The 19,667-nt window shown below is 69.2% G+C and carries 18 protein-coding genes and 1 pseudogene; 9 read left to right on the plus strand and 10 right to left on the minus strand.

Annotated features, from left to right (window positions below; translation table 11 throughout):
- Nucleotides 1–42: 42 nt before the first annotated feature.
- The 3 genes from AC3WQY_RS08190 to AC3WQY_RS08200 are packed head-to-tail and all read left to right on the plus strand — an operon-like array spanning nt 43 to nt 3,959.
- The gene (locus AC3WQY_RS08190) at nt 43–777 is read left to right on the plus strand and encodes an amino acid ABC transporter ATP-binding protein (protein WP_492707330.1); all 735 of its coding nucleotides are present in this window, start codon (nt 43–45) and stop codon (nt 775–777) included.
- 16 nt (nt 778–793) lie between these two features.
- Nucleotides 794–2,602 (plus strand): sensor histidine kinase, encoded by a 1,809-nt coding sequence (locus AC3WQY_RS08195; protein ID WP_492707332.1) that lies wholly within the window; start codon nt 794–796, stop codon nt 2,600–2,602.
- A complete protein-coding gene (locus tag AC3WQY_RS08200) occupies nt 2,571–3,959 on the plus strand; it encodes a sigma-54-dependent transcriptional regulator (RefSeq protein ID WP_492707334.1) in 1,389 nt (462 codons plus the stop codon). The genes AC3WQY_RS08195 and AC3WQY_RS08200 overlap by 32 nt, the downstream gene beginning before the upstream one ends.
- Here AC3WQY_RS08200 and AC3WQY_RS08205 read toward each other — a convergent pair.
- The 3 genes and pseudogenes from AC3WQY_RS08205 to AC3WQY_RS08215 form a co-directional block, all read right to left on the minus strand.
- Nucleotides 3,932–6,154, minus strand: a complete 2,223-nt coding sequence (locus AC3WQY_RS08205) for a putative bifunctional diguanylate cyclase/phosphodiesterase (protein WP_492707336.1) — start codon at nt 6,152–6,154, stop codon at nt 3,932–3,934. The genes AC3WQY_RS08200 and AC3WQY_RS08205 overlap by 28 nt on opposite strands.
- Nucleotides 6,155–6,260: 106 nt before the next feature.
- Nucleotides 6,261–6,959: an AraC family transcriptional regulator gene (locus AC3WQY_RS08210; protein WP_492707338.1), complete on the minus strand. Its 699-nt coding sequence runs from the start codon at nt 6,957–6,959 to the stop codon at nt 6,261–6,263.
- A gap of 115 nt (nt 6,960–7,074) precedes the next feature.
- Nucleotides 7,075–7,212 (minus strand): annotated as a pseudogene (locus AC3WQY_RS08215) (AraC family transcriptional regulator); the annotation flags it as partial.
- Nucleotides 7,213–7,296: 84 nt separating this feature from the next.
- Between AC3WQY_RS08215 and AC3WQY_RS08220 the strand changes: the two are divergent.
- Complete coding sequence (locus AC3WQY_RS08220) at nt 7,297–7,959, plus strand: YciI family protein (RefSeq protein WP_492707340.1); 663 nt, start codon at nt 7,297–7,299, stop codon at nt 7,957–7,959.
- Between the two features lie 19 nt (nt 7,960–7,978).
- Here AC3WQY_RS08220 and purB read toward each other — a convergent pair whose 3' ends face one another.
- On the minus strand, nt 7,979–9,346 hold the full coding sequence (gene purB, locus AC3WQY_RS08225; RefSeq protein ID WP_285234133.1) for an adenylosuccinate lyase: 1,368 nt from the start codon (nt 9,344–9,346) through the stop codon (nt 7,979–7,981).
- Between the two features lie 156 nt (nt 9,347–9,502).
- Between purB and AC3WQY_RS08230 the strand changes: the two genes are divergently transcribed.
- The gene (locus AC3WQY_RS08230; protein WP_492707343.1) at nt 9,503–9,976 is read left to right on the plus strand and encodes a GNAT family N-acetyltransferase; all 474 of its coding nucleotides are present in this window, start codon (nt 9,503–9,505) and stop codon (nt 9,974–9,976) included.
- A 64-nt stretch (nt 9,977–10,040) separates the two neighbouring features.
- Entirely contained in the window at nt 10,041–10,784 is a 744-nt protein-coding gene (locus AC3WQY_RS08235) for a substrate-binding periplasmic protein (RefSeq protein ID WP_492707345.1), read from the plus strand.
- On the opposite strand, the gene AC3WQY_RS08240 is transcribed toward AC3WQY_RS08235, so the two are convergent.
- The 4 genes from AC3WQY_RS08240 to AC3WQY_RS08255 all read right to left on the minus strand — a co-directional run bounded on the left by AC3WQY_RS08240 (nt 10,759) and on the right by AC3WQY_RS08255 (nt 14,474).
- Nucleotides 10,759–11,307, minus strand: a complete 549-nt coding sequence (locus tag AC3WQY_RS08240; protein ID WP_492707347.1) for a GNAT family N-acetyltransferase — start codon at nt 11,305–11,307, stop codon at nt 10,759–10,761. The two genes, AC3WQY_RS08235 and AC3WQY_RS08240, sit on opposite strands and share 26 nt — an antisense overlap.
- Before the next feature lie 46 nt (nt 11,308–11,353).
- Complete coding sequence (locus AC3WQY_RS08245; protein WP_492707349.1) at nt 11,354–12,232, minus strand: alpha/beta hydrolase; 879 nt, start codon at nt 12,230–12,232, stop codon at nt 11,354–11,356.
- Nucleotides 12,233–12,297: 65 nt separating this feature from the next.
- A complete protein-coding gene (locus AC3WQY_RS08250; protein WP_492707351.1) occupies nt 12,298–14,085 on the minus strand; it encodes a M56 family metallopeptidase in 1,788 nt (595 codons plus the stop codon).
- The gene (locus AC3WQY_RS08255; RefSeq protein WP_285234128.1) at nt 14,082–14,474 is read right to left on the minus strand and encodes a BlaI/MecI/CopY family transcriptional regulator; all 393 of its coding nucleotides are present in this window, start codon (nt 14,472–14,474) and stop codon (nt 14,082–14,084) included. Before AC3WQY_RS08255 ends, AC3WQY_RS08250 begins: the two co-directional genes overlap by 4 nt.
- Nucleotides 14,475–14,551: 77 nt before the next feature.
- Here AC3WQY_RS08255 and AC3WQY_RS08260 point away from each other — a divergent pair, with 77 nt between their 5' ends.
- Nucleotides 14,552–15,820, plus strand: a complete 1,269-nt coding sequence (locus tag AC3WQY_RS08260; RefSeq protein WP_492707353.1) for an amidohydrolase family protein — start codon at nt 14,552–14,554, stop codon at nt 15,818–15,820.
- 113 nt (nt 15,821–15,933) lie between these two features.
- Nucleotides 15,934–16,560, plus strand: a complete 627-nt coding sequence (locus AC3WQY_RS08265; protein WP_492707355.1) for a CHRD domain-containing protein — start codon at nt 15,934–15,936, stop codon at nt 16,558–16,560.
- A gap of 58 nt (nt 16,561–16,618) precedes the next feature.
- Here AC3WQY_RS08265 and AC3WQY_RS08270 read toward each other — a convergent pair whose 3' ends face one another.
- Nucleotides 16,619–17,638, minus strand: coding sequence for a M48 family metallopeptidase (locus AC3WQY_RS08270; protein WP_492707357.1), 1,020 nt, complete (start codon nt 17,636–17,638; stop codon nt 16,619–16,621).
- 2 nt (nt 17,639–17,640) lie between these two features.
- Complete coding sequence (locus tag AC3WQY_RS08275) at nt 17,641–18,825, minus strand: YjgN family protein (RefSeq protein ID WP_492707359.1); 1,185 nt, start codon at nt 18,823–18,825, stop codon at nt 17,641–17,643.
- 190 nt (nt 18,826–19,015) lie between these two features.
- Between AC3WQY_RS08275 and AC3WQY_RS08280 the strand changes: the two genes are divergently transcribed.
- On the plus strand, nt 19,016–19,657 hold the full coding sequence (locus AC3WQY_RS08280; RefSeq protein WP_492707360.1) for a glutathione S-transferase C-terminal domain-containing protein: 642 nt from the start codon (nt 19,016–19,018) through the stop codon (nt 19,655–19,657).
- Nucleotides 19,658–19,667: the final 10 nt, after the last annotated feature.

Genomic DNA, 19,667 nt, shown 5'->3' on the forward strand with positions numbered 1-19,667 from the left:
CCTGCAGCAGAAGATCCAAATCATTCGCTAAGGCAGATGGCCATGATCGATATCCAGAACGTCTCCAAGTGGTACGGCCCCTTCCAGGTGCTGACCGACTGCTCCACCACCATTGCCAAGGGCGAGGTGGTGGTGGTGTGCGGGCCCTCGGGCTCGGGCAAGTCCACGCTGATCAAGACCGTCAACGCGCTGGAGCCCTTCCAGAAGGGCGACATCGTGGTGGACGGCATCTCGATCGCCGACCCCAAGACCAACCTGCCCAAGCTGCGCTCGCGCGTGGGCATGGTGTTCCAGCATTTCGAGCTGTTCCCGCACCTCTCGGTGACCGAGAACCTCACCATCGCGCAGGTCAAGGTGCTGGGGCGCAGCCTGGATGACGCCAAGGCACGCGGCCTCAAGATGCTGGACCGCGTGGGGCTGATGGCGCACAAGGACAAATTCCCAGGCCAGCTCTCGGGCGGGCAGCAGCAGCGCGTGGCGATTGCGCGCGCACTCTCGATGGACCCGATCGTGATGCTGTTCGACGAGCCGACCTCGGCGCTGGACCCGGAGATGGTGGGCGAGGTGCTGGATGTGATGGTGCAGCTGGCGCACGAGGGCATGACCATGATGTGCGTGACGCACGAGATGGGGTTTGCCAAGAAGGTCAGCCACCGGGTGATCTTCATGGACGCTGGCAGAATCGTCGAGGACTGCACGCGCGACGAGTTCTTCGGCAACCCGGAGGCGCGCTCGCCGCGCGCCAAGGATTTCCTCTCCAAGATCCTGAACCATTGATTGATTGAATGCCTGAATGAAGCTGCGCCGCCCGTCCTGGCAAGGCCTGACCCTGGCCTTGCTCGCGTTGGCCGCGGTGCTGGGCGCGGGCTGGCTGTCCTTCGACGCCAGCGAGCGCCAGGGGACCGAGGCGCTCAGGCGCGAGGCGAATCACCAGCTGGAGCTGTTCGCGGCCGCGGTCGAGGGCGTGATCCAGCGCCACGAGGCCGCGCCCGCCACCGTCCAGCTGAGCCCCGAGGTGCTGGCCCTGCTGCGCGAGCCGCAGTCGGCGGCGCGCCAGGCCGCCGCCGATCTCTATGTGCGCCGCCTCAACGCGCACCTGGGCAGCCTCAGCGTGTTCGTGCTCAACGAGCGCGGTCTGGTGCTGGCCAGCAGCGATGCCGGCATGCAGGGCGAGGACCTCTCCTTCCGCCCCTTCTTCCTGGAAGCCCTGTCGGGCCGCGTGGGCCGGCATTTCGCCATCGACGCGCGCGACGGCCGCCCCGGCTACTTTGTCTCGCACCCCATCCACGACGGCGCGCGCGTGGCCGGCGTGGCCGCCATCAAGATCAGCCTGGAGCCCATCAACGCGGCCTGGGACACGCTGGGCTCGCCGGCCCTGCTGGCGGATTCCAACCAGGTGGTGATCCTCTCCTCCGAGCCGGCCTGGCGCTACACCCGCCTGGCCGAGCCCAGCCTGGAGCAGCGCATCGACCTGCAGCTCGCGCGCCTGTATGCGGGCCAGAGCCTGCCGCGCTTCCCCTTGCGCGTGGACCTGCGCATCGACGAGGACAGCCAGGTGCTGGAGGGCGTGTTGCCGCATGGCCTGCGCCAGGGCGATGGTGCCGCGCCGGCCGCCGCCGGCCGGCCCATGCTGGTGCTGGGGCGCACCCTCAACGGCATGGACTGGCGCCTGCTGATGTTCAGCGATCTCGCGCCGGTACGCCAGGATGCCCTCGGCATGGGTCTGCTGGGCGGCCTGGGGGTGGGCATCGTGCTGCTGCTGGGCCTGATCGTGCAGCAGCGCCGCCGCCTGCAGCGCCAGCAGGCCTTGGCGGAGGCGAACCGGCGCCTGCAGCGCGAGGTGGCCGAACGCCAGCAGGCCGAGGCCACCCTGCGCCAGGCCCAGGACGAGCTGGTGCATGCCGGCAAGATGGCGGCGCTGGGCCAGCTCGCCACCGGCATCACCCACGAGCTGGCCCAGCCGCTGGGGGCGATCCGCACCCTGGCCGGCAATGCGCTGGAATTCATGCGGCGCGACGACCTTGCCTCGGTGCAGGGCAATCTGCAGATCCTCACCCGGCTGGCCGACCAGATGGGCCAGATCATCCAGCCGCTCAAGGGCTTTGCGCGCAAGAGCCGCGCGCAGCCGGTGCGCTGCGATGTCGGCCAGGCCCTCAGCAATGCGCTGTTCCTCTACGACCAGCGGCTGCGCCAGGAGCAGGTGACGCTGCAGCGCGAGCTCGAGCCCGGCCAGCTGCAGGCCTGGTTCGATGCCAACCGCCTCGAGCAGGTGCTGGTCAACCTGATCGGCAATGCGCTCGACGCGATGCAGGGCCGCGAGGATCGCCGCCTCTGGCTGGACGCCGGCCGCAGCACCGAGGGCGTGTGGATCGCGGTGCGTGACAATGGGCCCGGCCTCGACGAGGCCACGCTGGGCCGCCTGTTCGAGCCCTTCTTCACCACCAAGGCGGCGGGCGTGGGCCTGGGCCTGGGGCTGGCGATCTCGCGCGACATCGCCCGCGAGGGCGGTGGCGAGCTGGAGGCCCTGAACCACCCCGATGGCGGCGCCATCTTCCGCTTGACACTTCCTCATGAGCCTCGAACTCTCCGTCCTGCTGATTGAAGACGATCTGCATATGCAGCTGGGCTGCGTGCAGGCGCTGCAGCTGGCCGGCCTGCGCGTGCAGGCGCTGGGTTCGGTGGAGGCCGCGCGGCCCCTGCTCGCCGCCGGCTTTGCCGGCGTGGTGGTGACCGATATGCGCCTGCCCGGCGCCGACGGCCTCACGCTGGTGCGGCATTGCCGCGAGCTGGATGCTGACCTGCCCGTCATCATGATCACCGGCCATGGCGACGTCAGCCTGGCGGTGGAGGCGATGCGCAGCGGCGCCTACGACTTCATCCCCAAGCCCTTCTCGCCCGAGCATCTGGTGGAGGTGGTGCGGCGCGCCATGGAGAAACGCCGCCTGACGCTGGAAGTGCTCAGCCTGCGCCAGGCGCTGGCGCTGCGCGAGGGCGTGGCCGGCAAGCTGGTGGGGCGCTCGCCGCAGATCGAGGCGGTGCGCCAGCTGGTCTCGCGCGTGGCCCCATCGGCGGTGGACGTGCTGATACGCGGCGAGACCGGCAGCGGCAAGGAGCTGGTGGCCCAGGCCCTGCACGAGCTCTCGAGCCGGCGCCAGGCGCCCCTGGTGGCGCTGAACTGCGGCGGCCTGCCCGAAAGCCTGCTCGACAGCGAGCTGTTCGGCCATGAGCCCGGCGCCTTCACCGGCGCGCAGAAGCGCCGCATCGGCAAGATCGAGCATGCCAACGGCGGCACGCTCTTCCTCGACGAGGTCGAGAGCATGCCGATGGCGGTGCAGATCAAGCTCCTGCGCGTGCTGCAGGAGCGCCAGATCGAGCGCCTGGGCTCCAACCAGCGCATCCCGGTGGACTGCCGCGTGGTGGCGGCCAGCAAGGACGATCTGCTGCAGCGCGCCCAGCAGGGCAGCTTCCGCAGCGACCTCTATTACCGCCTCAAGGTGGTGAGCATCGACCTGCCGCCGCTGCGCGAGCGGCGCGAGGACATCCCGCTGCTGCTGGAGCATTTCATGCTGCTGGCGGCGAGCCGCTACGGCCTGGCCGTGCCCAGCGTCAGCGCCGCCCAGCTGCACCGCCTGATGGCCCACCCCTGGCCCGGCAATGTGCGCGAGCTGCGCAATGTGGCCGATTGCCTGGTGCTGGGCGTGCGCAGCGACGTGCTGGGCGCTGTGCTGGACGATGCGGCCGCGCCCGAGACGCCCGCCGGCGCGCTCTCGCTGGCCGAAACGGTGGAGGACTTCGAGCGCAGCCTGATACGCGAGGAGCTGCGCCGCCAGGGCGGCAATATCGCGCGCAGCGCCCAGGCCCTGCGCACGCCCAAGACCACGCTCAGCGACAAGATCCGCAAGTACGGGCTGCTGGACGCCGATGCTGGGGATCAGCCGCGAGATCCGCCGCGTACATAGCGCTCGAAGTCTGCCGCCGCCAGCGGCCGGCTGAAGTGATAGCCCTGCACCTCGGTGCAGCCGCGCTCGCGCAGATAGGCCAGCTGGCCGACCGTCTCCACGCCCTCGGCAATCGTCTGCAGGCCCAGGCTGCCGGCCATGCTGATGATGGCGCTGACGATGGCACGGTCTTCCGGATCGTCGGTGAGGTCGCGCACGAAGCTCTGGTCGATCTTGAGCTTGTAGACGCGGAACTTCTTCAGATAGCTGAGCGAGGAATAGCCGGTGCCGAAATCGTCGATGGACAGGCGGATGCCGCGCGCGTGCAGATCGTTCATCACCGCGATCGCGCCCAGCGGGTCCACCATCGCCACGCCCTCGGTGAGTTCCAGCTCCAGCAGCCGCGCGGGCACGCCGGCCTCGTCCAGGATGCGGCTCACCAGCGCCGGCAGATCGGCATGGCGGAACTGTACCGAGGAGAGGTTCACCGCCATGGTCAGCTCGCCCAGGCCCGCGTCCATCCAGCGGCGCAGCTGCTGCACCGCGCTGCGCAGCACCCATTCGCCGATCGGCAGGATCAGGCCGCAGCTCTCGGCCACCGGGATGAACTCGGTCGGCGAGATCGCGCCCAGCTCGGGATGGCACCAGCGCAGCAAGGCCTCGGCGCCGATCACGCGGCCGCTCAGCAGCTCCACCTGGGGCTGGTAGTGCAGTGCCAGCTGCTCGCGCTCGAGCGCGCGGCGCAGCGCGTTTTCCAGCGTCAGCGCGCGCACCGACTGGGCCTGCATCTCGCCGGTGAAGAAGCGCAGCGCGTTGCGGCCATCGCGCTTGGCGCGGTACATGGCGGTGTCCGCGCATTTGCACAAGGTGTCGAAATCCTCGCCGTCGCCGGGGAACAGCGCGATGCCGATCGAGGGCGTCACCGCCAGCTCGTTCTGCTCGATCTGGAAGGGCAGGGCCGCCAGCTCCATCACCTTCACCGCGACATGGGTGGCGCCCTGCATGTCGGTGCCGGGCAGCACCAGGATGAACTCGTCGCCGCCCAGGCGCGAGACCGTGTCCTGCTCGCGCACGGCGCCCTTGAGCCGCGCCGCCAGCTGGCGCAGTAGCTCATCGCCGACGCGGTGGCCCAGCGAGTCGTTGACCTTCTTGAAATGGTCGAGGTCGAGGAACAGCACCGCCAGCGTCTCGCCATGGCGGCGCGCGATCTCGATCGCCTGGCCGGCGCGGTCGTTCAGCAGCACGCGATTCGGCAGGCCGGTGAGGGCATCGAAATGCGCCAGGCGCTGGATATGCGCCTCGGCCGCCTGCTGCTCATGGATCTTCTGCTCCAGCGCCTGTACCGTCTGGCTGAGCTGGCGCGTGCGCTTGTCCACCAGATGCTCCAGCTCGCCCTTGGCGCGCACCAGCGCGGCCTCGGCCAGCTTGCGCGCCGAGATGTCCATGGTGATCCAGATCGAGCCCTGCGACAGGTCGCCGGCGTCGATCGCCTTGCTGCGTATCTCGCACAGCAGCGGCGAACCGTCCTTCTTGCGCAGCTCCATCTCGCCCTGGAAGGCACGGCCCTGGCTGAAGGGCTCGTAGCAGCGCTGGCCGGCCTCTTCCCAGGCGGCATCGCTGAGATACCACTGGCGCGAGGAGCTGCCGTCCAGCTCGCCCGGCGCGTAGCCGAACAGCTCTTCGAAGGCGCGGTTGCAGCGCGTCACGCGGCGCTCGCGCAGGAACACGATGCCCACCATGGCATGGTCGAAGATCAGCTGCTGCTCGGCGGTGATGGCCTGCAGCGCGGCCTCGGCGCGCTTTTGCTCGTCGATGTCGTCGACGATCCAGATCGAGCCCTCGGCCGGATCGTCCGGGTTGATCAGGCGGCCGGTCAGGCTGCACCAGAACAGCGGACCCGAGACGCGCTTCATCAGGCGCTCGGTCTTGAAGCGCTGGCCGGTGGCCATCACCGGATAGGCCTCGGCGCCGAGCTGCCGGTAGTCGGACTCGTCCGGATAGATGGACTTGACGCTGGTGCCGGCGATCGCCTGCGGGCTGTCGAAGCCGAAGATCTCGGCGTAGCGCTGGTTGCACTGCAGGATGGTGCGCTGCTTCACGAACACGATGCCGACGCCGGCGTTCTCCAGCAGCAGCTCGCGCTCGCGCAAGGCCTGCACCAACTGCGCGTTGACATCGCTGGTGATGGGCGGGGAGCCGGGATCCTGGACGGGCATGGGGGCAGGGCTGGCGCCGGGGGCGCGTTTGGCGACGGGGCGATTCTGCGGCAAAGGCCGCGCGCCCCATCCCCGTAAAAGCCCCCGCAGGGCCGCTGTCAGACGACTACCGCACGGGAATGCAGATCTCGCACTCGAACACGCCGGTGGCGGGGTCGTGGCGTGCGCCCGGCGGGTAATGCTCAAAGCAGGGGCGGCCGTCGATCTGCAGGCCGCTGGCGGGCAGCCAGTCGCGCAGCAACTCGGTCCAGGCGCGGCTGATGTCGCTGCCGCGGCCCTCGAAGCGCGCCACCGCATAGCGGCCGCCGGGCAGCTCGGCCAGGCTCACCGCCGCGGCGGCCTTGAAGTCGGCGGGCACCGCGACGCAGGCGTCGTAGCGGCATTTGTCGGGCCTGGCCACGCTGGGGTCGTCGTGGCCGATGCCGAAGCAGGCCGCCTGCTCCAGCCCCTGGGCGGCGCGCCAGGGCAGAAAGGTCTTGCTCCAGAAGCGGGCGACGTCAGGCCCGTAGGGGCCGATATGGCGCATATAGGCGACGCGGGTCGCGGGCAGTTGCTGGATGCTGACTTGCATCGGACGGTCCTCCTGTGGATGGGAGCGCCCATGCTCGGGCCAGGCCGCGTCCGGCGCCTGATCGGGCTTGCGCTCCGCCTGACCGGGATTGCGGAATCGCGCCTGCAACTCCGCGGCCCAGCGCTGCGGCGTGGCGCGCCGCCAGGCGCTCGGGCTCTGGCCGAAATGCAGCTTGAAGGCACGCGCCAGCGCCTCGCCCGAGCCGAAGCCCACCTCCAGCGCCACCGTCAGCACCGGTGTCTGGCGCTTGCCCCGCCAGCATCAGCGCGGCCACCTCGAGGCGCCGGCGGCGCAGGTAGTCGCCCAGGGTCTCGCCCATCCAGGCGGCGAACAGGCGGTGGAAGTGATAGGGCGAGAAATGCGCCACCGCCGCCAGCGCGGCCAGATCCAGGGGCTGGTCGAGGTGGCGGTCGATATGGTCCAGCACGCGGTTCATGCGCTGGGCATGGGCTTGCGCAGGCGGGCTGGCTGACGGGGTGGGCGGCATCGCGCGGCAGTGTAGGCGAGGCTTGCTGCAAGGCGGCACCGCGCCCCACAATGGCTCGACCTCCACCGCCTCGGACTCATCATCATGCAACGTCGCTCCCTGCTGCTTGCCCCGGCGTTTCTTTCATGGCCTGTCGCGCAGGCACAAGCGACCCGGCAGGACTGGTTCATCTTCTTCGAGACCGGCAAGCCCACACCGCCCGACAAGGCCGCGGTGGAGGCGATGCAGCGCGGCCATATCGAGAACTTCAAGCGCCTGTTCGCCGAGGGCAAGCTGTTCGCCGCCGGCCCGCTGCGCGACCCGGCGCGCGTCAAGCGCGGCATCGTGGTGGTGAAGGCCGCCTCGCTGGACGAGCTGCTGAGCTACTTCCAGCCCGATGAATACGTGCGCGAGGGCTATATGACGGTGAATGCCCAGCCGGTCACGATCAACCGGGCCTTGCACCACGAGGGCATCGATCCGAACGGCATCGAGGAGGTGCGCATCGTGCTGCTGGGCCGGGAGGTCGCCACCCCCGCCCAGGGCGAGGCCGAGGCGCGGCGCGCGCATCTGCAGGGGCTGCTGGACGGCGGCCGCATCGGCGCCTGGTACAGCCCGCAGCAGGGGCCGGTGGGCGAAATCCTGTTCGCGCGCAGCACCGACAGTGCGGCGCTGGAGGCCGCCCTGGCCGGCTATCCCGGCGTGGCCGAACAGCGCGTCAGCCTGGCGGTGTGGGGGCAGTGGCTGGGCAAGGGCGTGCTGCGCTGAGGCGCAGCCGCCCGCGTGCTCAGATGCGCTTGGCCAGGGCCTCGGCGCGGCCGGTGTAGCTGCCCGGGGTCATGGCCAGCAGGCGTGCCTTCTCGGCCTCGGGCAGTTCCAGCGTGGCGATGAAGGCGCGGATCGACTCGGCCGTGATGGCCTTGCCGCGCGTCAGTTCCTTCAGGCGCTCGTAGGGGTTGGGCAGGGCGTAGCGGCGCATCACCGTCTGGATCGGCTCGGCCAGCACTTCCCAGGCGCTGTCGAGGTCGTCGGCCAGCGCGGCCTCGTTGATCTCGAGCTTGTCCAGGCCCTTCAGCAGCGAGTCGTAGCCCAGCACCGCGTAGCCCAGCGCCACGCCCATATTGCGCAGCACCGTGGAGTCGGTCAGGTCGCGCTGCCAGCGGCTGATCGGCAGCTTCTGGCTCAGGTGCGTCAGCACCGCGTTGGCGAGGCCGAAATTGCCCTCGGCGTTCTCGAAGTCGATCGGATTCACCTTGTGCGGCATGGTCGAGCTGCCGATCTCGCCGGCCTTGGTGCGCTGCTTGAAATAGCCCAGCGACACATAGCCCCAGACATCGCGCGACCAGTCGATCAGGATGGTGTTGGTGCGCGTCACCGCGTCGAACAGCTCGGCCATGTAGTCGTGCGGCTCGATCTGGATGGTGTAGGGGTTGAACGTCAGCCCCAGCGGGCCCTCGATGACGCGCTGGCTGAAGGCCTCCCAGTCATGCTCGGGCCAGGCGCTCAGGTGGGCGTTGTAGTTGCCCACCGCGCCGTTCATCTTGGCCAGCAGCTTGACGTCGGCGATGCGCGCACGGGCACCGCGCAGGCGCGCCACCACATTGGCGATCTCCTTGCCCACCGTGGTGGGGCTGGCGGTCTGGCCATGGGTGCGGCTCAGCATCGGCGTGGCGGCCAGGGCATGGGCCATGGCGGCGAGCTTGTCGATGATGCGGTCCACCGTGGGCAGCAGCACCTCGGCGCGCGCGGCCTTCAGCATCAGGCCGTGGCTGGTGTTGTTGATGTCCTCGCTGGTGCAGGCGAAGTGCACGAACTCGCCGGCCGCCTTCAGCTCCGCATTCGCGTCGAAGCGCGACTTGATCCAGTACTCCACCGCCTTGACATCGTGGTTGGTGGTCTTCTCGATGTCCTTGATGGCCTGGGCATCGGCCTCGGAGAAGCGCGCCACCAGGCCGCGCAGCAGACCGCGCGCGGCCTCAGAGAGCGGCTTGAATTCGTCGAAGCCGGCGTCCGACAGGGCGATGAACCATTCCACCTCGACCTGCACGCGGCGGTGCATCAGGCCAAACTCCGACAGCAGCGGACGCAGGGCGGCCACGCGCGAGGCGTAGCGGCCGTCCAGGGGCGAGAGGGCGGAGAGTGCGGAAAGGTTCATGGCAGGGGACGGCGGCAGGCCGCGGCTGGTGGATCGATCGGGAAAAACCCGGGGATTTTAGGGCTAGCGCACAAAGTCGGGCCTTACCCCAATGACAGTGCCGCGGCACAACTGCTTAATTCGCAGCTTTTCGCACCAGAGAAGTTCGAACGGATCATGGCTTTGGATGGCTCGCTGCGCCTGATGCGCGTGCATGAGATGGACAGGTTGGCCTGGGCGCCGCTGCTGGCCGCCAGCAAGGCCGAGGGCCAGCAGATGCTGGGCCGGCTGCTGGACGACTGGCGCAGCGGCGCGAACCGCTTCGATCGCCCCGGCGAATCGCTGTGGGGCTTGCAGAACGCCCAGGGCCAGTGGGTGGCGGTGGGCGGCCTGAACCTGGAGCCGGCACCGGGCCGGCGCGGCGCGGCGCGCATGCGGCGCTTCTATGTGCATCCCGATTACCGCGGGCTGGGCTGCGCACGGCGGTTGTTCGCGGCCGTGCTGGCGGCCGCGCAGGGCCAGTTCGAGCGCCTGCATGTCAACACGCAGAGCGCCGGCTCGGCCGCATTCTGGGCGCGCTGCGGCTTTGCGCCGGTGGCCGAGAGCCCGGCCTATACCCATGTGAGATTGCTGCCCGGCCACATGGCTTGAAGTCGGCGGGGGCGCGTGGAACACTGGTGGCGTCGTTGGATGCCATGCTGCCAGGAGAGCCGCCATGTCCCGCCTCGGAATGCTTGCCCTAAGCCTGTGCTGCGGCTGGGCCGCGAACGCCGCCGCGCAGGCGCCCAGCTACACCGTGGGGGTGCAGGACTATGAGAACTACCTGCCCTATTCCGAGTACAAGCAGGGCGAGTACCGCGGCCTGGGCCGCGATGTGCTGGATGCCTTCGCCAAGTCCCAGGGCTACGAGTTCGTCTATCAGGTGCTGCCCTTGAAGCGCCGCGATGCCATGTTTGTGCGCGGCGAGCTGGACCTGTCCTTCCCAGACAACCCGAACTGGGTGACGGTGCTGAAGCAGGGGCGCCACATCAGCTACGCGCCGGTGCTGGAGTTCACCGACGGGGTGCTGGTGCGCCAGAGCGACAAGGGCAAGCCGCTGGCGCGCATCAGGACCCTGGGCATCCCCTTGGGCTTCACGCCCTATCCCTATCAGCAGCTGGTGAACTCGGGCGCGATGCGGCTGGAGGAATCGGCCCGCTACGACAAGCTGTATGAAAAGCTGGCGCGCGGCCATGTCGATGCTGCCTACATGAACACGCGCGTGGCCGAACATTACTGGCGCGACGTGGCGCGCGATGCGCGCGCGCCGGCGGTCTACGACCCCGACCTGCCGCATGCCAGCGACTTCCACTACCTGGCCTCGTTCAAGCACCCCGAGGTGATCGCGCGGTTCCGCGACTTCATGAAGAACAACAAGGCCCTGGTCGACGAGCTCAAGCGCCGCTACGGCTTTCAGTAGCGCGCAGCTGCTCCCAATCGGGCCGCAGCATGCCGTACACCGCGCCGTCCTGGTAGGCGCCGCGGATGAAGATCACGCCGCGCAGCAGGCCCTCGTAGCGCAGCCCGGCCTTCTCGGCGATGCGGCGCGAGCCCAGGTTGCCGGGCGCGGTGTTGCAGCAGAGGCGGTGCAGGTTCTCGAAGTTCAGGAACAGGTAGTCGACCAGGGCGCGCGCGGCGGCCGTGCCATAGCCCTGGCCGCGCAGCGCCGGGTCGTGGATGGCCCAGCCGATCTCGCGTGCGGTCGAATAGCGATGTGCGTTGAAATGCGAGACGCTGCCGATCACCACGCCGCCTTCGTCGCACACCAGCAGGCGCTCGGCGGCGTCGCTGGAAAAGCCGTCCTCGGCAAAGCGCTTGCGGATCGACTGCTCGCCGTTCATGCGGGCGGACTCGAACTCGCCGCGCCACTCGGTGTGGGCGGCTTGCTGGATCAGCAGGGCCAGATCGGATTCGCGCACGTGGCGCAGGCTGACGCGTTTCATGGCGGGTTCTCCTCTGCCCGCACCATAGCAGCTGGCGCGGCGCCGCTCAGCGCTGGCGGCCCGGCGCCAAGGCCCAGCGCAGGCCGCGCGTGTAGGCGCTGGGCGCCACGCTGAGGTGGTCTTCGTCCGCGATCACTTGCGACTGGACTTGCAGGCCTGGCGGCCGTGCCGCTTTCAGCAGCGTTTCGAAACGCCGGATGTCGCCCGCAATGTCGTCGCCCTCCGTGCGCGAACCTTGCGGCCGCTCCAGCGCGCCGGCCAGCAGCAGCACCTCGGCCGGCAGTTCGCCCTGGGCCGCCAGCCGCGCGCGCGCACGCTTGAACATCAGGTGGTCCTCGTACCAGAGCGATGGGCTGCTGAGGATGTAGCGCTGAAACAGGCCGGGGCTCGTCAGCAGGATGTGGCAGCCCAGCAAGGCACCGTAGGAATGGCCGAGAAAGCTGGCCTGGCCCATGTCGGCGCGAAAGTTCCGGGCCACATAGGGCAGCACCTGCTCGGCCAGGTAGCGGCGGTAGGGTTCGGCCCCGCCATAGGCCGCGGCGCTGCCGGGCCTGGGTACGGGGGTGTAGTCGCGGTTGCGGCTGAGCGTGGGGCTGTCGCCCTGGGCGTAGGAAAGGCCCACCAGGATGAAGTCCTGCAAGCCCCTGCCATGGTCGCCGACGCGCTTGGCGATGCTGCGCAGCAGTGGGAAGCCATAGTCGGCGTCGGCGGTGAAGAGCACCGGATAAAGGCGCTGAGATTCGCTCTCGTAGCCGGCCGGCAGGCTCACGAAGAGCTGGTAATCGCGCTGCAGGGCGGTGGCGCGCAGCGGGCGCACCTCGGTGCGCTCCAGCTGGTAGCTGGGGTATTCGGCGCCCTGCGCCGTCAGGCAGCAGGCGCTGAGCGCCAGGGCCGGCAGGGCGGGGATGACGAGTCGCTTGAGCATGGGCGGGCAATGCAGCGGCCACGCCTGGCCGCTGTCGCGGCCGGCGTGGCTGCTTGGATCGGGAGTCAGGAGTGCAGCTTGGCGAGCGACTGGCGGATCTTGGCCGCGTCACGCAGGCGTTGGGCGGAGCCGTCGGCGTCCAGCAGCACCACGGTGACGGGCTTGCCGGCGCTGGTCATACGCATGGTCAGGCAGCGGCCGGCTTCCTCGGTGTAGCCGGTCTTGGAGAGCTGGATGTCCCAGCCCTTGGCGCCCACCAGGCGGTTGGTGTTGTGCACCTCGCGCGGGCGGCCGTTGACCGGCACCACGTCCTTCTTGTCGCTGGTGATCTGGCTGATCTCGGGGTAGCGCGCCGCGGCATTGGCGATCTTGGCCACTTCCATCGCCGTCGAGGTGTTGGCGGGCGAGAGGCCGGTGGGTTCGGCGATCGCCGTATGGCTCAGGCCGAGGCTGCGGATCTTGGCCTGCACGGCTTGCGTGAAACCGGCCAGCCCGCCCGGGTAGGTGCGCGCCAGCGCGGCGGCGGCGCGGTTCTCCGAGGACATCAGGGCCAGCTTGAGGGCGGCCAGGCGCGTCATCTCGGCGCCCACCCGCACCCGCGAGGCGCTGTGCTTGAGCGTGTCCACATCCTCCTGCGCGATGCGGATCTTCTCGTTCATGTCGGGCTTGGCATCCAGCACCACCATGGCCGTCATCAGCTTGGTGAGCGAGGCGATCGGCACCACCGCGTCGGCGTTCTTTTCCATCAGCACCTTGCCGGTGCCGTCTTCCAGCACCAGGGCATGCTTGGCGTTCACCGGCAGCTGGAAGGCGTACTCGGCGGGCTGGACGGTGACGCTGCCGGCCGAGCGCCTGCCGGCGTTGTCCGCCGCAGGCTTGCTGCCATTGGCCTGCACCAGCAGGCTGGTGAAGGCCAGGGCCAGGGCGGGCAGGGCCAGCTTCCAGCTGGGGGTCTGGTGGCCGGGAGCGGCCAGTCGGTGTATGCGTTTGAGCAAATCGCCTCCTCGGGCGGACAGGGAGAGTTGGGGATGACGGAGGGCCTCGGCCTGCAGCTGGCTGAGTGCATGCAGGGCCAGGGCCAGACGGCGTGGTTCGCCCAGGGCCTGGGCAGCGATCTCGTCGGCCACCTGCTCGCGTTCGGCGCGCATGCGGTTCGACAGCCACCACACCACCGGGTGGAAGAACAGCAGGGACTCCACCCCGCCCTGCAGCAGATTGACGAGGTAGTCGAGCCGGCGCACATGGGCCAGCTCATGGGCCAAGAGCGCCTCGAGCAGGGGCGCGGGCATGCCGCTGATGAGGCTGGCGGGCACCAGCACCATGGGGCGCCACCAGCCCACGGTGAGCGGGCTCTCCAACTGGGCCAGCACGCGCAGGGCCACCGGCCGGCGCAGGCCCAGGCGCGCGGCCAGCTCGTCCAGGCGCGCCTGCCAGGCGAGGTCGACCTGACGGGCCTGCCGGCGCAGCCGCGCCACCCAGGCCAGGCCCAGACCCAGGCGCGAGGCCATCAGGGCCACGCCCAGGCTCCAGGCCAGCACCAGCTCGGGCAGGCGGGCCTGCAGGGTCTGCCACCAGTCGGGAGCTTCGAGTTCGAGTTCGGCCGCGGCCCGCAGGGCGCCCGGCTCGGCCGCCCGCTGCAGCAGCCAGCCGAGCTGCGCCAGCGGCAGCAGCAGGCACAGCAGCAGCGCCACACCGCACAGGGCATAGCGATGGCGCGGGCTGGCCTGGCGCAGCAGGGCCAGCAGCAGGGCGACGGCCAGGCCCAGCAGCAGGCCCTGCCAGACGAAGTGCAGCAGGGTCAGGCCCAGGGCCGGTATCCACAGGGCGGCCAGCGTGTCCAGCAGCGCGCTCATCGCTTCGGGGCCTCGTCGCCATGCAGGAACTGCTGGATCTCGTCGCGCTCCTTCTTGCTCACATGACCCTTCAGCGCCGCCATCACCAGGGCCTTGCCCGAGCCCGAGAAGGCCTTGGCAATGAGGTCCTTGAGCAGATGGGTCTGCAGCTGGTCCTGCGCCTGGGCGCTGGCATAGACATGCGAGCGCTGGCTCTCGTCGCGCGTCAGCAGGCCCTTGCCATGCATGATCTGCAGCTGGCGCAGCACGGTGGCATAGGTCGCGTCGGGGCGCTCGCTCTGCAAGGCCTCGTGCGCCTGCTTGGCCGTGGCCGGGCCGATGCGCCAGAGCGTGCGCAGCAGGTCCAGCTCGGCGGCGGTGGGTTTGCGCGGTGGGGTCAGGTCTTGCATGGAACGCAGAATAATTGTTCTAGAACGACTTGTCTAGAATAATTTGTCTACATGAATCTGGTGCTAGGCTGGCCCTCATGCTGATACGCAATATCTGCCTTCCCGACGGCCGCGTCGGCCAGGACCTGCTGGTGCAAGCCGGCCGCATCGCCGCCATCGGCCCGCAATTGCCCGTGCCCGAGGGCGTGGAGCTGCTGGACGGTGGCGGCTGGCTGCTCAGCCCGCCCTTTGTGGATGCGCACTTCCATATGGATGCCACGCTCAGCTACGGCCTGCCGCGCGTGAACCAGAGCGGCACCCTGCTGGAGGGCATCGCCTTGTGGGGCGAGCTGAAGCCCCGCCTGACCCAGGAGGCGCTGGTGGAGCGGGCGCTGCGCTACTGTGACTGGGCGGTGGCGAAGGGGCTGCTGGCGATACGCAGCCATGTCGACGTGTGCGACGAGCGCCTGCTGGCGGTGGAGGCGCTCTTGCATGTGCGCGAGCGCGTGCAGCCCTATCTGGACCTGCAGCTAGTGGCCTTCCCGCAGGACGGCGTGCTGCGTGCCCCCGCTGCACTGGCGAATCTGCGGCGCGCGCTCGACATGGGCGTGGACGTGGTGGGCGGCATCCCGCATTTCGAGCGCACCATGAGCGATGGCGCTGCCAGCGTAAGGCTGCTGTGCGAGCTCGCGGCCGAGCGCGGCCTGCGCGTGGACATGCATTGCGACGAGAGCGACGACCCGCTCTCGCGCCATGTCGAGACCCTGGCCAGCGAGACCCAGCGCCTGGGCCTGCAGGGGCGGGTGACGGGCTCGCATCTCACCTCCATGCACTCGATGGACAACTACTACGTCTCCAAGCTGATCCCGCTGATGGCCGAGGCGCAGCTGCACGCGGTGGCGAATCCGCTCATCAACATCACGCTGCAGGGCCGCCACGACAGCTACCCGAAGCGCCGCGGCATGACGCGCGTGCCGGAGCTGATGGCGGCCGGCATCAATGTCGGCTTTGGCCATGATTGCGTGCTCGACCCCTGGTACAGCCTGGGCAGTGCCGACATGCTGGAGGTGGCCAGCATGGGCCTGCACGTGGCCCAGCTGACCTCGCAGGCGGGCATGCGCGCCTGCTTCGATGCGGTGACGACGAACAACGCGCGCGTGCTGGGCCTGGACGGCTATGGCCTGGCACCGGGCTGCCATGCCGATTTCGTGCTGCTGCAGGCGCGTGACCCGGTGGAGGCGATACGCCTGCGCGCCCAGCGCCTGCTGGTGGTGCGCCGCGGGCAGGTGCTGAGCCGGATGGCGCCGGCCGAGGCCCGGCTCAGCCTGCCGGGGCGGCCGGCCTCGGTCGACTGGAGCCTGGGATAAGCCCCTGGCCTTCCCTTGAACTAGGGCTGGTGATCGTGGCGCGTCTAGGTATAACCCGTGGTTCAGGTCCACCGGCAGCCGCCGGCGCCGCGCTGTTTCCCCAGGAGCCTCGCATGCGTATCCGAATCGCCGCTCTCGCCTTGTTCAGTGCCCTTGGCGCCCTGCCACTGGCGGCACAGGCCACGGTCTACCAGTTCAATGCCAGCCTCAACAGCGCCAACGAGGTGGGCACGGTGTCCACGGCCACCGCCACCGGGATCGCCACGCTGTTCTACGACGACCATGGCACGGCGTCGCTGCTGGACGATACCTACGACTTCTCGATGGCGGTGTTCGGGCTCAGTGGTGGCCCTGGCGGCACGGCGGCGACGGGCTTCCATATCCATGGCGCGGCCAGCGTCACGGAGTCCGGCCCGGTGCGCGTGTTCCTGGACACGGCTCCCTTCAGTTCCCTGAACGCCGGCAGCACCCTGCTGGTGGGCGGCAGCGGCATTGCCGCGCCCAGCATTCCGGCCACCTCGGCGTCGGGCACCAATGCCGGCCATCCGGCCATGTCCTTCCTGGACATGCTGCAGGGCGGGCTGGCCTATGCCAATGTCCACACCAGCCTGAATCCCGCCGGGGCGGTGCGCGGCCAGCTGATCCAGGTGGCCGCGGTGGTGCCGGAACCGGCCAGCATGGCGCTGATGCTCGGCGGCCTGGGCGTGCTGGGCTTGACCGTACGGCGCCGCCGCCGCTGAGGGCCGGCGCTGCTGCCCCATGACGTATCAAGGGCCCGCTTGGCGGGCCCTTGATACGTCATGGAGGCTCGCTGAAGAAGCGCTTGCGTTCGGTATCCGCCGGATGGCTGGAGAAGGCGATCGGCAGGCTGGCGGCATGTTGGCGCTGTTGCGCAAGGCGCTCGAAGAAATCCAGCATCACGTGCGGCGAGATGCCGGCCGCAAGCAGGCAGCGGCGCGCCTCGGCATCGGCTTCGCGCTCGAAGTCGCGTGAATAGGCCTGCTGGGTCAGCAACGCGGGCACGCCCGCCAGCAGAGCGGAGAAATCACCCACCACCAGGCCGGCCGCGGCGCTTACCAGGCTGGCCTGCACCGCCAGACGCAGGCCGTGGCGCTGCCGCACATGGCCCAGCTCATGCGCCAGCACGCCCAGCACGGCTTCCGGACGGTCGCGCATCAGCTGCACCAGGGCGTCGGTGAGCACGATGGCGCCGCCCGGCAAGGCAAAGGCATTCGGTCCCAGTGCGGTGGATGCGGCGCGGAAGTGCAATTGGTAGGCCGGCGCCTGGCCCGGCGGATGGGCTTGCGCCACCAGGGCGGCAAAGCGCTGGCGCAGCGCGTCCTGCTCGGCGGGCGGCAATTCGCTGGGGCGCAACCAATGCGACTCCAGCTGCGCCAGGGCCTGGCCGCCGATCTGCTGCTCGAGCGCCGGCGGCAGCCAGCGCAGGGCCTCTTCGGTGGCCAGCGGCAGGCCCCAGCGCCAGGCCAGCAGCAGCACGGCCAGCAGCAGGGCCAGGGCGGTGCCGACCAGGCGCCAGTTCTGCATCCAGCGCACCGTCAGGCTGTCGCGCAGGCCGGAGGCGCGCGCCCAGTCGTCCCAGCGTGCGGCATCGGCACAGCTGAGCACGCCGCCATCGGGCAGCAGGGCCTGGCGCTGGCCATGGCGCTGGCGCTCGGGCCAGCGCACGCTGCCTAGCGGGTATTGGTGGTGTTGCAGGCCGCAGGCCAGTTGCAACTGGCCATCCTGCAGCTGGATCTCGGCCCGCTGCGGGCGCGCGCTGCGGCCATCGAAGTACTCGAGCTGCAGGCGTGGCGCCATGCTCACAAGCCCATGTCGATGCCGAAGAAGTCGCCCGCGGCGTCGCCGGCGGCATCGTCCTGCGCAATGCTCTGGCGTGCCACCCAGCCGTCGAGATCACCCTCCACCATCAGGCTCATGGCCTGCAAACGCATGCGCGCGGTGTGCACGGCCGCGAAGGGGCGGTACAGGCCCAGGGTGAGGGCGGTGAGCAGCCAGTTCTTCAGCGTCAGCCAGGCCAGCGGGCGCGCCGGCAGATCGCTTTGCAATTGCAGCAACTCCGAGGCGGTGCCGTTCCAGACCAGGTTCTGCAGGCGCGCGCTCACATAGGGGGTTATGAGCGCAAAGTACAGCAGATAGGCGAGCGGCAACGCCAGCATCATCCAGAACAGCAGGGGCTTGTAGACGGCCACGGCGATGGTGGCCAGCGCACCCAGCAGCGCCAGCGGCAGCAGGGTCAGCAACAGCGCCTTGAGGCCGAGGCCATAGAAACGTCGCGTTGGCACCGTGAGTTCGGTCTGCTGGTCGGCATAGATATAGCCGCCATGCTGGTAGCGCTTGATGCGTGCCATGCCCCAGGGCAGCATGAGCAGCATCAGCAGGAGGCCGGCCGCCATGCTGAGCCCCAACAGGGGTGGCAAGGGCGCGCGGGGATCGGGGCGCTCCGGCGCAAACAGGAATTGCCCGGCCACCATCAGCAGGGCCGGCACATAAAGCGGCAGCAGGGCCGCATAGGCGCCGGCGCTGCTGCCGGTGAAGCCCAGTCGCAGGCCACGCCAGCTGGTGTTGGCGAGGCGAAACTGAAGGCCGGCGCGCCAGAGCGCCGGCCACAATCCGCACAGCAGCGCAAAGGCGGCCATGGCGCTCAGCGGCGAGAAACGCGCGGCGAAGCCATAGGCCAGCGTCAGCACCGCCAGCAGCAAGAAGCCGCGCAACATCTTCCAGGGGTCGCCATGGAAGCCCAGGGCCTGGCCATCGATCAGCGTGTTGCTGTAGAAATAGCTCAGCCGCCGCGCCTTGGCGAAGGGTAGATAGAGCCCCAGGGTCACCAGGCTGAGCAGCAGGTTGACGATCCAGATGCGGAAGTACTCGCTGCCCGAGCCGGTGAAGGCCACGTCGAGCTTGCGTTTGCGGTACTGCGAATGTGGCCAGCCGGACAGATTGCCCAGGGTCGAATCGGCCGCGTTGCGGTCGTTGTTGTTGTTCATCGAGCCTCCCTCGTTGAATATCGCTTGGACGACGATTTGTCGGCACCTCTGATGGGTGCGGGCAAGAGTGTGGCCCAAGCGTGGGGAGGCTGACAAGGCGAGTTTGCCTGCACTAGTTCAGCCCCGGTGTACAGCCTATCGTGCAACGGACCGTTCGCTAGAATCGCGCCGCAACGCACACCTCGCAGTCATGAAGCTCATCGGATCACTCACCAGCCCCTACGTCCGCAAGGTCCGCATCGTGATGGCGGAGAAGAAGCTCGACTATCAACTCGTGCTGGAGGATGTGTGGGCGAGCGACGCCATCATGAAGGTCAACCCGCTGGGCAAGGTGCCTTGCCTAGTGATGGAGGGGCAGGACTCGATCACCGGCGCGGTGTTTGATTCGCGCGTCATCGTCGAATACGTGGACACCCTGTCGCCGGTGGGCAAACTGATCCCCGAGCGCGGCCGCGAGCGCACCGAGGTGCGTACCTGGGAAGCGCTGGCCGATGGCCTGCTGGACGCCGCCATCCTGGCGCGCCTGGAGCAGACCTGGGGCGGGCGCAGCGCCGAGCAGCGCAGCCAGGCCTGGGTGCAGCGCCAGATGGACAAGGTGATGGCGGCGCTCAAGGCCATGAGTGCCGGCCTGGGACATGGTCAGGCCGACAGGGCCTGGTGTTCGGGCAATCATTTCTCGCTGGCCGATATCTCGGTCGGCTGTGCGCTGGGCTATCTCGACTTCCGTTTCCCCGCCATCGATTGGCGCGCCGAGCATGCCAATCTGGCCAAGCTCTACGACAAGCTGAGCCAGCGGCCGAGCTTCGTCGACACCCTGCCTCCCCAGGCCTGAATCCGGGTGG

It is taken from the genome of Roseateles sp. FW301-B2 (assembly GCF_058788955.1).

Coding starts and splice junctions, on each gene's coding strand:
- AC3WQY_RS08195 (WP_492707332.1), top strand. CDS start 794: ATGAAGCTGCGCCGCCCGTCCTGGCAAGGCCTGACCCTGGCCTTGCTC.
- AC3WQY_RS08200 (WP_492707334.1), top strand. CDS start 2,571: ATGAGCCTCGAACTCTCCGTCCTGCTGATTGAAGACGATCTGCATATG.
- AC3WQY_RS08260 (WP_492707353.1), top strand. CDS start 14,552: ATGCTGATACGCAATATCTGCCTTCCCGACGGCCGCGTCGGCCAGGAC.
- AC3WQY_RS08245 (WP_492707349.1), bottom strand. CDS start 12,232: ATGCTCAAGCGACTCGTCATCCCCGCCCTGCCGGCCCTGGCGCTCAGC.
- AC3WQY_RS08280 (WP_492707360.1), top strand. CDS start 19,016: ATGAAGCTCATCGGATCACTCACCAGCCCCTACGTCCGCAAGGTCCGC.
- AC3WQY_RS08220 (WP_492707340.1), top strand. CDS start 7,297: ATGCAACGTCGCTCCCTGCTGCTTGCCCCGGCGTTTCTTTCATGGCCT.
- AC3WQY_RS08205 (WP_492707336.1), bottom strand. CDS start 6,154: ATGCCCGTCCAGGATCCCGGCTCCCCGCCCATCACCAGCGATGTCAAC.
- AC3WQY_RS08270 (WP_492707357.1), bottom strand. CDS start 17,638: ATGGCGCCACGCCTGCAGCTCGAGTACTTCGATGGCCGCAGCGCGCGC.
- purB (WP_285234133.1), bottom strand. CDS start 9,346: ATGAACCTTTCCGCACTCTCCGCCCTCTCGCCCCTGGACGGCCGCTAC.
- AC3WQY_RS08265 (WP_492707355.1), top strand. CDS start 15,934: ATGCGTATCCGAATCGCCGCTCTCGCCTTGTTCAGTGCCCTTGGCGCC.
- AC3WQY_RS08240 (WP_492707347.1), bottom strand. CDS start 11,307: ATGAAACGCGTCAGCCTGCGCCACGTGCGCGAATCCGATCTGGCCCTG.
- AC3WQY_RS08190 (WP_492707330.1), top strand. CDS start 43: ATGATCGATATCCAGAACGTCTCCAAGTGGTACGGCCCCTTCCAGGTG.
- AC3WQY_RS08250 (WP_492707351.1), bottom strand. CDS start 14,085: ATGAGCGCGCTGCTGGACACGCTGGCCGCCCTGTGGATACCGGCCCTG.
- AC3WQY_RS08235 (WP_492707345.1), top strand. CDS start 10,041: ATGTCCCGCCTCGGAATGCTTGCCCTAAGCCTGTGCTGCGGCTGGGCC.
- AC3WQY_RS08275 (WP_492707359.1), bottom strand. CDS start 18,825: ATGAACAACAACAACGACCGCAACGCGGCCGATTCGACCCTGGGCAAT.
- AC3WQY_RS08230 (WP_492707343.1), top strand. CDS start 9,503: ATGGCTTTGGATGGCTCGCTGCGCCTGATGCGCGTGCATGAGATGGAC.
- AC3WQY_RS08255 (WP_285234128.1), bottom strand. CDS start 14,474: ATGCAAGACCTGACCCCACCGCGCAAACCCACCGCCGCCGAGCTGGAC.